The organism is Stenotrophomonas sp. GW821-FHT09E08 (assembly GCF_059416125.1).
Window position 1 is genome coordinate 170,057 of sequence record NZ_JBWKOO010000005.1, and the last position, 12,788, is coordinate 182,844.

At 65.9% G+C, this 12,788-nt stretch carries 11 protein-coding genes; 5 read left to right on the forward strand and 6 right to left on the reverse strand.

All coding sequences use genetic code 11. From position 1 onward, the window contains the following. Nucleotides 1-6: 6 nt before the first annotated feature. The gene (locus AC07M7_RS09220; protein ID WP_046986156.1) at nucleotides 7-1,077 is read right to left on the reverse strand and encodes a ferredoxin reductase; all 1,071 of its coding nucleotides are present in this window, start codon (nucleotides 1,075-1,077) and stop codon (nucleotides 7-9) included. Between the two features lie 92 nt (nucleotides 1,078-1,169). Between AC07M7_RS09220 and fabR the strand changes: the two genes are divergently transcribed. The 3 genes from fabR (at nucleotide 1,170) to AC07M7_RS09235 (ending at nucleotide 4,809) form a co-directional block, all read left to right on the forward strand. Next, a complete protein-coding gene (gene fabR / locus AC07M7_RS09225; protein ID WP_005409961.1) occupies nucleotides 1,170-1,826 on the forward strand; it encodes an HTH-type transcriptional repressor FabR in 657 nt (218 codons plus the stop codon). 276 nt (nucleotides 1,827-2,102) lie between these two features. Then, nucleotides 2,103-4,259, forward strand: a complete 2,157-nt coding sequence (locus AC07M7_RS09230; protein WP_495207219.1) for a TonB-dependent receptor plug domain-containing protein — start codon at nucleotides 2,103-2,105, stop codon at nucleotides 4,257-4,259. After that, nucleotides 4,249-4,809 carry a thioredoxin-like domain-containing protein gene (locus AC07M7_RS09235; protein WP_495207220.1) on the forward strand — a complete coding sequence of 187 codons (561 nt, stop codon included), beginning with the start codon at nucleotides 4,249-4,251 and terminating at the stop codon, nucleotides 4,807-4,809. The genes AC07M7_RS09230 and AC07M7_RS09235 overlap by 11 nt, the downstream gene beginning before the upstream one ends. A 68-nt stretch (nucleotides 4,810-4,877) precedes the next feature. On the opposite strand, the gene mntR is transcribed toward AC07M7_RS09235, so the two are convergent. Further along, a complete protein-coding gene (gene mntR / locus AC07M7_RS09240) occupies nucleotides 4,878-5,348 on the reverse strand; it encodes a manganese-binding transcriptional regulator MntR (protein ID WP_014037494.1) in 471 nt (156 codons plus the stop codon). 116 nt (nucleotides 5,349-5,464) lie between these two features. Between mntR and AC07M7_RS09245 the strand changes: the two genes are divergently transcribed. Next, nucleotides 5,465-6,796, forward strand: a complete 1,332-nt coding sequence (locus tag AC07M7_RS09245) for an Nramp family divalent metal transporter (protein WP_495207221.1) — start codon at nucleotides 5,465-5,467, stop codon at nucleotides 6,794-6,796. Nucleotides 6,797-6,883: 87 nt separating this feature from the next. On the opposite strand, the gene AC07M7_RS09250 is transcribed toward AC07M7_RS09245, so the two are convergent. From AC07M7_RS09250 to AC07M7_RS09265, 4 genes are all read right to left on the reverse strand, one after another. Next, complete coding sequence (locus tag AC07M7_RS09250) at nucleotides 6,884-7,210, reverse strand: thioredoxin family protein (protein WP_495207222.1); 327 nt, start codon at nucleotides 7,208-7,210, stop codon at nucleotides 6,884-6,886. Next, the gene (locus AC07M7_RS09255) at nucleotides 7,182-7,649 is read right to left on the reverse strand and encodes a flavodoxin (protein WP_253077827.1); all 468 of its coding nucleotides are present in this window, start codon (nucleotides 7,647-7,649) and stop codon (nucleotides 7,182-7,184) included. Before AC07M7_RS09255 ends, AC07M7_RS09250 begins: the two co-directional genes overlap by 29 nt. 25 nt (nucleotides 7,650-7,674) lie before the next feature. Further along, nucleotides 7,675-8,715 (reverse strand): ribonucleotide-diphosphate reductase subunit beta, encoded by a 1,041-nt coding sequence (locus AC07M7_RS09260; RefSeq protein WP_495207223.1) that lies wholly within the window; start codon nucleotides 8,713-8,715, stop codon nucleotides 7,675-7,677. 71 nt (nucleotides 8,716-8,786) lie between these two features. Continuing rightward, nucleotides 8,787-11,150 carry a ribonucleoside-diphosphate reductase subunit alpha gene (locus tag AC07M7_RS09265; RefSeq protein ID WP_495207224.1) on the reverse strand — a complete coding sequence of 788 codons (2,364 nt, stop codon included), beginning with the start codon at nucleotides 11,148-11,150 and terminating at the stop codon, nucleotides 8,787-8,789. 432 nt (nucleotides 11,151-11,582) lie between these two features. On the opposite strand from AC07M7_RS09265, the gene AC07M7_RS09270 reads away from it, so the two are divergent. After that, the gene (locus AC07M7_RS09270; protein WP_428708712.1) at nucleotides 11,583-12,560 is read left to right on the forward strand and encodes a zinc-binding dehydrogenase; all 978 of its coding nucleotides are present in this window, start codon (nucleotides 11,583-11,585) and stop codon (nucleotides 12,558-12,560) included. Nucleotides 12,561-12,788 lie beyond the last annotated feature (228 nt).

A 12,788-nucleotide genomic window follows, 5' to 3' on the forward strand; every position in this document is an offset into this window, starting at 1 on the left:
GGGTCCTCAGAGATCCAGGGTCAGGTCGGTGGTCGGCGCGCTCACGCAGATCCGCACCGGCTGCGCCGATTCAGACTGCAGGTCGCCGGTGCGCAGGTGGCGGGTGGCACCACTGACGCGATCACAACTACAACTGTTGCAGATACCCATGCGGCAGCCATGCTTGGGCTTGATGCCGTGGGCTTCGAGGCTTTCCAGCAGCGAGCGGCCACGCGGCACGCTCAGCTGGCGGCCACTGCGCGCAAGCGTCAGCGACACCTCGCCTTCGCTGCTGGCATCGCGCAGCGGCGCCGGCGGAGTGAAGGCTTCGGCCTGGAAACCGGCCACCTGGTGCGCCAGGCGTTCACGCGCGGCGGCAACGAAGCCATCCGGGCCGCAGGCCAGCACATGGCGCTGCACCAACGGCGTGTCATCGCCGGCCACCTGCAGTTCATGGGTATCGATACGCGCGGCCGGCGCTTCACCCTCGCGGGTGGTCAGCAGATGCACGCGCAGGTTCGGATGCGCTGCGGCCAGCGCCTGCAGTTCATCACGGAACTGCAGATGGGCAGCGGTGCGCTCCCAGTAGAACAGGTCCACCGGCGCCGCCAGCGGGCGCTGGCAGGCCTCGCGCAACAGGCTGCGCATCGGCGTGATGCCACTGCCGGCCGCCAGCAGCAGCACCGGCGCCGCGGCCGGCATATGGAACTCGCCGAAGGCGGCATCGAGGCGGAACAGTTCGCCCGGCTGCGCATGGTTGACCAGATGCTGGCTGACCCGGCCACCGTCGATCGCCTTGACGGTGATCGCCAGCTCGCGCCGACCCAGTGCGGTGGGGCTGTAGCTGCGCTGCCACAGGCGCCCTTCAATCTCGACGCCCAGGGTGACGTGCTGGCCGGCACGCATGCCGGCCCAGTGCCGGTTGGTGCGCAGGACCAGGGTCGCCGCGCCCTCGCCGGCCGGCTCGCGCCGGACCAGGCGGGCCATCGGCTCGCGCAGGGTCCACAGGGGATTGAGCTGGCCCGCCCAGAAATCGAACAGCGACGGCGAGACCCAGCGGTATGGAGAGAACAGGGACGGACGGACGACAGCGCTCATGGGCGCACTATACGGGCGCACATACACCTGTGTATACATGTGTATATTGAACCGGATTGGGTATGATTCAGCCTCGCCCCACCGGAACCCCCATGGCCGCCGCCACCGCTTTGTCGACGCCCGAAGATGCCAACAGCCCGGCCCGCCGTACGGTGAGCCGTGAGGATCTGCTGGCCGCCGCCCTGAAGTTGATCGGGCCGCACCGCAGCCTGTCCACGCTCAGCCTGCGCGAAGTGGCACGTGAAGCCGGCATTGCCCCGAACAGCTTCTACCGGCAGTTCCGCGACATGGACGAGCTGGCCGTGGCGCTGATCGACGCGGCTGGCCGTTCGCTGCGCACCATCATCGGTGAGGCCCGGCAGCGCGCCACCTCCACCGCCACCAGCGTGGTGCGGGTCTCGGTGGAGACCTTCATGGAGCAGCTGCGCGCCGACGACAAGCTGCTGCATGTGCTGCTGCGCGAAGGCGCGGTCGGCTCGGACGACTTCAAGCACGCGGTCGAACGCGAGCTGCACTACTTCGAGGAAGAGCTGCAGCACGATCTGGTGCGCCTGGCCGCATTGGATGGCGCGGTGCTGCACGCCCCGGAGCTGGTGGCCAAGGCCATCACCCGGCTGGTGTTCGCGATGGGCGCCACCGCCATGGACCTGCCGCCGGAGAAGGATCCGGAGCTGGTCGAACAGATCTCCACGATGATCCGCATGATCATCGTCGGCGCCCGCACCCCGGCCGCATTCCGCCGCGGCTGACGTTAGGGCTCCGGGGTCGGATCCCTTTCCTCAGGAAAGGACTCTGACCCCAGCCACCCCGCCCCACGCAGCAACGCCATCCCCGTGCATGACCACCGGCAGGGTTGCAGGCGCTGAATGTAATGTTATAACAAATAGATGATCCCTCTGGACTTGTGCGGCGCACCAGTTTGCTGTGACTTCGTTATATAGCCCTTGCTATATCTATAAGCCACTGCTTTCATATGCACCAGCCAGGTCGCCCTCGCCGCCCACCCTCCCCAAGGACGACGCGTCATGCCCGCTTCCCTCATCCTCCGCCGCTTGCCACTGGCCGCCGCCATTTCCCTGACCCTGCCCCTGCCCGCGCTGGCGGCCACTCCGAAGCCGACCGAGCTGGACCGCGTGCAGGTCAAAGTCAGCACCGCCACCCGCAGCGAACGCCTGCTGTCGGACGTGCCGATCCGCACCGAGGTGCTGCGCAAGGAAGACATCGCGCTGCGCGCGGCTACCGACTTCTCGCGCGCCGCCGAGCTGATCAACGGCCTACGCGTGGAGAGCAACTGCCAGAACTGCAACACCAGCGAAGTACAGCTGCTGGGCCTGCCCGGCGCCTACAACCAGCTGTTGTTCGATGGCATTCCGCTGCTGTCCACGCTGGGCAGCGTGTACGGCCTGGAACAGATTCCGGCCGGCTTCGTCGACCGCATCGAAGTGGTCAAGGGCGGCGGCTCGGCACTCTATGGGCCGGGCGCGGTGGCCGGTGTGATCAACCTGATTCCCCCGCTGCCGGCGCGCAGCGGTGGCCATGTGCAGGCCGGTGTGGATGTGCTGAAGGGCACACCGCAGAAGAATGCCGACGTGCGACTGGACCTGGTGGCCAAGGAAGCAGAGGCCGGCCTATCGGTGATTGCCCAGCGCAACTGGAACAGCGGCATCGACTACAACGGTGATGGCTATACCGAAATCACCCGCAAGAACCTCAAGGTCGGCGGGCTGCAGGCCTGGTACGCGCCCACGCCGGGCACGCGGCTGCGCCTGGACCTGCAGGTAACCGATGAAACCCGCCGCGGCGGCAACCGCCTGGACCAGCCCGAGTATCTGGCCAACATCGCCGAATCGCTGGATACGAAGTACCGCCGAGGCAGCGTGTCGTGGGACCAGGAGATCAATGCCGACCTCGATTTCCGCCTGGCCTACGCCTTCGCCGACATCGACCGCGACAGTTTCTATGGCGGTCTAGGTGACGTCGTCACCGATCCGTCGGTGCCCGGCTATGACCCGTCGCAGCTGGACCCGAACGTGACCGGCAGCGCGGCCTCGCGTTCGTGGCGCCAGTACGGCCGCACCCACAACCCGCTGCACTACATCGACAGCCAGTTGAACTGGCGATTGGGCGCGCACGCGCTGGCCTTTGGCGTGCAGTACAAGCACGAGGCGCTGCGCGACGACAACCGCACCGGTGACGGCCAGCGCCTTGCGGTGCTGGAGGACGCTACCTTCCACAACCTGGGGGCCTTCATCCAGGACGAATGGAGCCTGCGCGACAACGTCGACCTGGTATTGGGTGCGCGCGTGGACAAGAGCTCGGAGCTGGACAACGCGGTGTTCTCGCCGCGCATCGCGCTGGCCTGGCAGGCCACGCCGAACCTGAAATGGCGGGCAGGCATTGCCACCGGCTTCCGTGCGCCGGAGATCTTCGTCGAGGACGTGCATGTCGATACCCTTGGCGGGGAACAGGTGCGCGTGCGCAATACCGACGGCTTGAAGGAAGAGCGTGCGTTGACCACGCTGTTCGGCTTCGACTGGCGCTCGGACCCGGCGAATCCGGTCTGGAGCTGGGATGCCACTGCCTCCTATGCGCGCATCCGCGACACCTTCGCGCTGGGCGAGATCCAGCGCGGCGATGACGGACAATTGAGCCAGCTGCGCTACAACGCTTCCGGCTCCAACGTGCTGGGCGCGGAAACCAACCTCGGCTGGCAGCCATCGCCACAGTGGCGCCTGACCGCAGGCGCCTCATGGTACCGCTCGCGCTTCCGCGAACCGCAGCGCATCTTCGATGACACCGGCGACGGTGGCGACACCGTCATCGAAAGCCGCGACTACCTGAAGACGCCGCGCTGGACCGGCCTGGCCCAGCTCAGCTGGATGCCGGCCGAACCGTGGGAAACCTTCGTCGCGCTGCGCCACACCGGCCCGATGTCGGTGCTGAACAGCCGGCTGGGCGAACTGCACCGCACGCGCTCGTTCCTGGTCACCGACCTCGGGGCGCGTTGGCACCGTCACCTGGGCGCGCAGGCGCAGCAGGAAGTGTCGGTAGCCGCAGGCGTCAAGAACGTATTCGACCAGCGCCAGAAGGATCTGGAAGTGGGCGCGCTGCGTGACAGCGACTATGTCTACGGGCCGCGTTTCGCGCGCTCGTGGTACGTCAACCTGCGCTATGCGTTCTGATCCACTACGAGCGCTGTTGCTGGCCTGTGCCGTGCTGCTGGCCACACCGGCGATAGCCGCGGACCTGCATGCGCAGGTCTCGGCCTCGTTGATGCGGCCGGAACAGCGATCATTGCGGCCGATGCAGTGGTCACCGCCGCCGAAACTGGTGGCGCTGTACTTCGGTGCCGACTGGTGCGCGCCCTGCCATGCCTTCGTACCGACCCTTCGCAGCGTGCGTGACGCGTTGCGCGAGGCCGGCGCCGATACCGAAGTGGTCTACGTCAGCCTGGATGAGAGCGACAGCTCGCTGCGCCGCTACATGCACGCGCAGGACATGCCGTGGCCGGTGCTGGACCCGCGCCGCGCCGCGCGCATGCCGGCACTGCAGGCATTGGCCGGGCTGGCACCGCCGAATCTGGTGCTGATCGATGCCGACGGCAAAGTGCTGGCCAATGGCTGGCACGGGCGACGCTATCAAGGCCTGCAGCCTGTGTTGAAAGAATGGACGAACCGGGCGTGCGCGCAGCAGCAGGCCCATTGTCCCAACGCCGGCACCCAATCGTGGTAGCGCCGGGCCATGCCCGGCGAAATGCGTGACGCCACATTACGGCCGCCAGGCATGGCCCGGCGCTACCATTACGGCGCCCCGCCCTCGGCCTTGCGCACGAACGCCTCGAACAACGCCAACGTCTGCTCGCTGACATGGTGTTCGATACCCTCGGCGTCGCGTCGGGCGGTATCCGGGTCCACGCCCAGCGCCAGCAGGAAACGCTCCACGGTCTGATGACGCTGGCGACTGGCATGCGCCAGCGCCTCGCCTTCCGGGGTCAGGAACACGCCACGATACGGACGCTGCACCACCCAGCCATCGCGGGCCAGGCGCCGCAGCATCTTCGCCACGGTGGGCTGGGCCACTCCCAAGCGGGTGGCGATGTCGACCTGGCGGGCCTCGCCGCCGTCGGCCAGCAGGTCCGAAATCAGCTCGACATAGTCCTCCACCAGCTCCATACGGTGCGCCTCACGCACTTGCCGGAAGCTTTCGACCTGGCGCTCGGCCTCGATCAAGGGGGTGCTTTTCAGCGATGTCGAATCATCGGTCTTGCCCACGCCTGCGCCTGTCCTTCCGGTAGTTCCGGTGTTGAACCTGAATTCTGGACCAGTAACGCAATAAAGACGATTGTTTCACATTGCTAATGACTATAGCAGGAGCTATATTCGAACCCATGAGCACCCTGGCACCCCGCGACCCTTCGGCCTCCACTGCGGCCAGCCTGGGTGCGCTCAACGCCTCGGTGGCGGTGCCCGACAAGGGCCACTGGTGGTTCCGCCTGCTGGCCTTCCTCGGCCCGGGCTACATGATCTCGGTCGGCTACATGGACCCGGGCAACTGGGCCACCGACCTCGCCGGCGGTTCGCGCTTCGGCTACCTGCTGCTGTCGGTCATCCTCATTTCCAACCTGATGGCGGTGATCCTGCAGGCGCTGTCGGCGCGGCTGGGCATCGCCACCGGCATGGACCTGGCGCAGGCCTGCCGCGCGCGTTACCCGAAGCCGGTGAACCTGGCGCTGTGGGCGCTATGCGAGGCGGCGATCATCGCCTGCGATCTGGCCGAGGTGATCGGCACCGCAATCGCACTGAAGCTGCTGTTCGACCTGCCGCTGCTGTGGGGCGCGGTGATCACGGCCTTGGACACGCTGCTGGTGCTGCTGCTGATGAACCGCGGCTTCCGTGCACTGGAAGCCTTCGTGATCGCGCTGCTGATGGTGATCTTCGCCTGCTTCGTGGTGCAGATCGCGATGGCCGCGCCGCCGGTGATGGCAGTGCTGGGCGGCTTCATTCCGCGCGCGCAGGTGGTGACCGATCCGCATGCGCTGTACATCGCCATCGGCATCATTGGTGCCACGGTGATGCCGCATAACCTGTATCTGCATTCGTCGATCGTGCAGACCCGCGCCTACCCACGCACCGATGAGGGCCGCCGCAGTGCGCTTCGCTGGGCGGTGACCGACAGCACCATTGCACTGACTCTGGCCCTCTTCATCAATGCCAGCATCCTGATCCTGGCGGCGGCGGTGTTCCATGCCAATGGCCGTTTCGACGTGGAAGACATCGAGCAGGCGCACCAGTTGCTGGCGCCGATGCTGGGCGTGGGCGCGGCGGCGACGCTGTTTGCTATTGCGCTGCTGGCCTCCGGCCTGAACTCGACGGTCACAGCCACGTTGGCCGGCCAGATCGTGATGGAAGGCTTCCTGCACCTGCGCCTGCCACCGTGGCTGCGTCGACTGATCACGCGCGCGCTGGCGATCATTCCGGTGGTGGTGGTCATCATGCTGTTCGGCGACCAGGGCGCGGTGAAGCTGCTGGTGCTGAGCCAGGTGGTGCTGTCCATGCAGTTGCCGTTCGCGATCATCCCGCTGGTGCGGATCGTGACCGACAAGGTGACGATGGGCGCGCTGGTGGCCCCGCGCTGGCTGGGCAGCATCGCCTGGGTGATCGCGCTGGTGATCGTGGTGCTGAACGTGAAACTGCTGGTGGATACCTTCGCCGGCGCATAGCGCGAAATGCCTGGGACGCCGTTGTAGAGTCGAGCCATGCTCGACTCATCGCGCATCGCGCGCAAAGCAGCCGAGCATGGCTCGGCTCTACAGATGCAACGCGATCGCGGCCTCAATCTGTTGCGGCGACTGGAACCCGGCCAGGCGGGTGCGCTCATCACCGTCGCGGAACAGGGACAGCGTCGGCGTCTGACGCAACCCCAGTTCCCTGAAGAACGCTTCACCCAGCACTTCCAGCTGCACGCGCAGCAGGGTGGTGCCCTGCCCTGCAGTGCCGCTGGCCACCCGCTGCAGCGACATGTCCAGCATCCGGCAGCCCGGGCACTGGTCCTTGTGGAAGTCCACCAGCACGCGTGGATGGTCGGCCAGCAGCTGCTGGAACTGCTCAGGCGTGGTGGCGTCGATGATCTGCATTGGTGTTGCTCCAGTAGTGGGCCAGGACCGCATCGGTCCAGGCCTCGATGGCCCCGGCATGGCGTTCGCCATGCGGCATCTGTTCGATCTCCAGCGGCGGGTAGTTGCTGTGGAAATAGCGGATCAGCCGGTGCACGGCGCCGCAGTAATACTCCTGTCCCCACTGCGTCTCGCCGGTGCCGAACACCGCCAGCTGCCGTGGCCGCTCGCCGCGGTCGGCGATGCCGGCCACCCAGGCCTTCATCTCCGCCGGCGTGCGGCCGGCGTTGTCGGTCCAGCAGCCCAGCAGCACCAGGTCGGCCTCGTCAGCGGCCAATGGCGGTGCCTGACGCAGGTCGTCGGCCTCCTGCCAGTGCACCGCGTGGCCTGCTGCACGGCAACGCTCGGCAATCTGCCGGCCGAGCTCGCGGGTGTTGCCACTCAGCGAGGCCACCACCAGCAGAATGCTCAGCGCTTCACCCGGCTCAGAGGTCGTCGAAGCCGTTGTCGACGTTGGTCTTCTTGTAACTTGCATTGCGCATCTCGAAGAAGTCGGTCTTGGTTTCGGTGAAGTTGTCGGCGTAGGCCTTGATCCACGGCATCACGTTGTCGGTGGTGTCGCTGTACAGGCGCTCGATGCCGAGCATGCCGGCCATCTTGTTGGCGCGGTACTTCACGTAGCGCACCATCTCGTCCACGTCGATGCCATCAATACCGTCCAGCACCTCCGACGACCACTGCGTCTCCAGCTCGATGGCATGCTCGAATGACTGGTGCACGTAGGCGGCCAACTCGTTGGTCTGCAGCTCCGGGTTCTCACCGATGATGGCGCGGATCAGCTCGCTGATGAACTTGGTATGCGCCAGCTCGTCGCGGTTGATGAAGCTGATGATCTTGCCGGTGCCATTCATGCGGTTCTGCCGCACCATGTTGTAGAAGTACGCAAACCCGGAATAGAAGTTGATGCCTTCCAGGATCGAGGACTGGATCAGCGACTTCAGCAGCGTTTCGGCAGTCTTCTCGCGCATGAAATCGTCATACGCGCCCATGATCGGCGCGTTGCGCTTGATGATGGTCGGGTGGGTGCGGGCGATTTCGAAGATGCGGTTCTGGTTCGGCAGGTCGGTGATCGAGGCCAGCACGTAGCTGTAGCTCTCGTTGTGGATCACCTCCTGCTGGCCGATGATCGCCGCATTGGCATGCGCGGCCGGATCGGTGATGTACTCGGCCACGTTGTAGATGAAGCGGGTCTGCGGCGAATCGAGCGTGGCCAGCAGGCCGATGATCGAGTCGTAGGCATTCTTCTCACGCGCGTTGAGCTCGCCGTACTGGCGGGCGTCCAGCTTCATGTCCACCTCATCGGGAATCCAGAAGTTGGTCGACAGCTCCTTGTAGGCCCGATAGAACGACGGGTACGGAATGTCGTTCCAGTTGAGGATGCCGCTGGTGCGGCCGTTGATGATGCCGGTGCTGCGGTTGGGATGGCGCGGTTCGAGGATCTTGATGCGGTCGAGGGGAGTTGCCATGGTTTTCTGCCTTCGTTCTCTTTCTATCGTGTTGCCGGCCAGCGGCCGGCACTACCGCGGGTCGCCGGCGGTCAGCTGGAGCACCACTCGCATTCGCTGATGTCGATGTCGTTGGAGCGCACGTAGTAGGTGGTCTTCAGGCCTTCGCGCCAGGCGCTCAGGTGCAGCTCCAGCAGCGTGCTGGCGCGGATGGTGCTGGGCACGTACAGGTTGAAGCTGATCGACTGATCGACATGGCGCTGGCGGCGCGCGTTCTGGCGAACACTGGCGAACTGGTCGACCTTGTAGGCACCCTTCTCGTAGTACGGCCAGGTCTCCAGCGACAGGCCCGGTGCGGCCACCGGACGCCGGAAGTCCTTCTTTTCCTCGTAGTAGAACGCGCTGTAGATCGGGTCGATCGAGGCGGTGGAACCCGCGATCTGTGCCGTACTCATGTTCGGCGCCACCGCCAACAGCCAGCCGTTGCGCAGGCCGTGCGTGGCGACCTCGCGGGCGAGGCTGTCCCAGGCCGCGCCGCTGTAGTCGCGGTCACTGAAGTAGCGCCCGTTGTGCCAATCGCTGCCGGCGAACATCGGGTAGCTGCCCTTCTCCTTCGCCAGCTGCGCGCTGGCCTGGATGGTCAGGAAGTTGATGCGCTCGTACAGGCGGTCGGCCAGCTCTTCGGCATCCTGCGACTCCCACTGGATCGACTGCTGCGCCAGCAGGTGGTGCCAGCCGAACGTACCCAGGCCGATGGCGCGGTACTTGCGGTTGGTGATCGTGGCCTGCGGCACCGGCAGTGCGTTGAGGTCGATCACGTTGTCGAGCATGCGCACCTGGATCGGGATCAGGCGTTCCAGCACGTCGGTGGCCAACAGGTCATCCGGTGCACTGATCGCACGGCCGAGGTTGATCGAAGACAGGTTGCAGACCACGAAGTCACCGGCACGACGCGTCGTGACGATCTGGTCGCCGCTGACGATCTCCTGGATCATCCGCGTCGGGCTCATGTTCTGCAGGATCTCGGTGCACAGGTTGCTGGAATAGATCATGCCCGCGTGCTTGTTCGGATTCCTGCGGTTGACCTCGTCGCGGTAGAACAGGAACGGGTTGCCGGTCTCCAGCTGGCTGAGCATGATCCGCTTGAACAGATCGATCGCCTTCACCGTGCGGCGGCTGATGCGCTCGTCGGCCACCAGCTCGGCATAGCGGTCACGGAAGCTGCCCGAGCCACGCTTCTCGTCGTAGAAGTCCTGCAGGTACCAGCCCTTGGCCTGCTTCACCTCGTGCGGGTCGAACAGGTACCAGTCGGCGCGACGCTCGACCGCTTCCATGAACAGGTCGGGCACGCATACCGAGGTGAACACATCGTGCGCGCGCAAGCGCTGGTCGCCGTTGTTGAGGCGCAGGTCCATGAACGCTTCAATGTCGCGGTGCCAGATGTCCAGGTACACCGCCACCGCGCCCTTGCGCTGGCCGAGCTGGTCGACCGACACCGCCGTGTTGTTGAGCTGCTTGATCCACGGGACCACGCCGCCGGAGGAGTTGGCCACGCCACGGATCGGCGCACCGCTGCTGCGTACGTAGCCCAGGTAGGCCCCGACGCCGCCGCCGTGCTTGGACACGCGGGCGATATCGGTATTGGAGTCATAGATGCCCTGCAGGCTGTCGTCCACCGTGTCGATGAAGCAGCTCGACAGCTGCCCGCCCACCTTGCCGGCATTGGCCAGGGTCGGTGTGGCCACCGTCATGTACAGGTTGGACAGCGCCCAATACGCCTCGCCGACCAACTGCATGCGCCGCTCACGCGGCTTTTCCTCCTGCATCAGGTACAGCGCGATGGTCAGCCAACGCTCCTGCGGCAGTTCGTAGACCTCGCGGCTGCGGTCGCTGGCCAGGTAGCGCGTGGCCAGCAGGTACAGGCCGTTGTAGGCGAACAGGCGGTCGCGTTCCGGGTCGATCATCTCGCCGGCCTGCTGCAGCTCTTCCTTGGAATAGCAGCGCAGGATGTCATTGCTGTAGATGCCGCGGTCGGCCAGGCTTTCCTGCAGGCCCACATACGAGCCGTACTTCAGTCCAACGTCGTAGAAGCGGTTGCGGCTGGCGCGCTTGTACAGGCGGCGCAGGTAGATGCGCGCGGCAAACTGTTCCCACTCGGGTGCGACCAGGTCCACCCGCGACTCAGCCTCGCGGATCAGCAGATCGACCAGATCATCGGCGCTGATGCTGGGCTTGCGCTCGACCATCGCCTGCACCACGCGGCGGTAGTCGCTCACATCCAGCTGCGGGAACTCGGCATGCACGGCATCGATGCTGCGCTGCAGGCGATCGGCCTCGAACGGCAGGCGACGGTTGCCGGCCTCCTTGGTGATCCAGGTCGGCACGCGCTCGCCACCGGCGCGCAAGGCGTCGCCAGCGCCGGCCAGATCGGCCACGCGGAAGGTACTGTCGGTCATGGTGGTGGAACTCCAGGCTCGTACGCGCGTTGGCGGTCGATGCCATGGCGGCCCTGCACGCGATACCGGCGCACGGGGCGAACGGGTGGATTGCCAAGGCACGGGAACGTAGGTCGTCGGCATCTGCCTGCGCCTGCGGCCGGTATCCGGGCCGTGGGGGGCGACCTGCGTCCGCACGGTGGCGGCCGCGTCGACACGGCAAGCCTTCAGGGGCGGGCCGCGGGACGTTTGCTGCATGTCCGGCGGCGGCGGCTGACCGGGAGTGACGGCCACAACATAGTGGGGATATCCGAACTCGTCAACACAAGATGCAGTAATCAGTACATGTCGCGACGATCAGTCGCAGGATGCCGTGTTGCACCTGCGGCGCCTTGTCGACGGCGCCTGCGTCCCCAGTTCGGTACAACTTCAACTTTCCACGTAACACCGCCCATGCGCGCTGCCCAGTACCCCTCCTTCGGCGACCCGGCCGACGTCCTTGCCATTGTCGATGCCGCCCTGCCCGAGCCCGGGCCCGGCGAGGTGCGCATCCGCACCGTGCTGGCCTCGATCCACAACCACGACCTGCTGACCGTGCGTGGCCTCTACGGCTACAAGCCGACGCTGCCGGCGATCGCTGGCAGTGAAGCACTGGGCGTGGTCGATGCACTCGGTGACGGCGTCGACGGCCTGCAGATCGGCCAGCGGGTTGCCGCCGCCTCGGTGCACGGCACCTGGGCCGAAGCGTTCATTGCACCGGCACGCATGGTGATTCCGATGCCGGACGCGATCGCCGATGAAATGGCCGCACAGCTGATCGCGATGCCGCTGAGCGCGCTGATGCTGCTGGAGTTCCTGCACGTCGAGGCGGGCCAGTGGATCGTGCAGAACACCGCCAACGGCGCGGTGGGCAAGTCGCTGGCGATGCTGGCGCGGGCGCGTGGCGTGCATGTGGCCAATCTGGTGCGCAATGCCGATGCAGTCGCGCAGCTGCAGGCGCTGGGCATCGATCACGTGTTCGATACCTCGGTGGACGGCTGGAAGGATCGCGTGCGTGACGCTACCGGCGAAGCGCAGGCCGCGGCCGCGGTGGACTCCATTGGCGGCGACGCCAGCGGCGATCTGGTCGACCTGCTCGGCCACCACGGCACCCTGGTGTCGTTCGGGGTGATGAGCGGCGAGCCGATGCGCATTCCCGCCGGTGGCCTGATCTACAAGGAAGCCACGGTGAAGGGTTTCTGGGGCAGCAAGGTCAGCCAGGCAATGGCGGTGGAGGACAAGCGCCGGCTGGTTGGCGAACTGCTGAAGCGTGCGGCGAGCGGCGAACTGACCCTGCCGGTGGAGCAGATCTTCGCGCTGGACGACATCACCCAGGCAGCGAAGGCCGGCGCGGGTTCGGGTCGTAATGGCAAGGTGTTGCTGCGGCCTTGATGGGCTGGACAGCCGGGGTCAGATCCCTTTCCGTTGGAAAGGGATCTGACCCCTGGGAGGAGTGCGGACCAACGGCCCGCCCCCACCAAAGAGCGGTCCTCACCCACCGAAGCGCAGACCGCCCCATCGAGGGTGCAGACTTTCGTTAAGAACCTGTGATGTATAACTGAATGCGCTTTCGTCATTGGAAGGCGCACGTGGCTGCGTGCGGTACTGACGGCTCCTCCC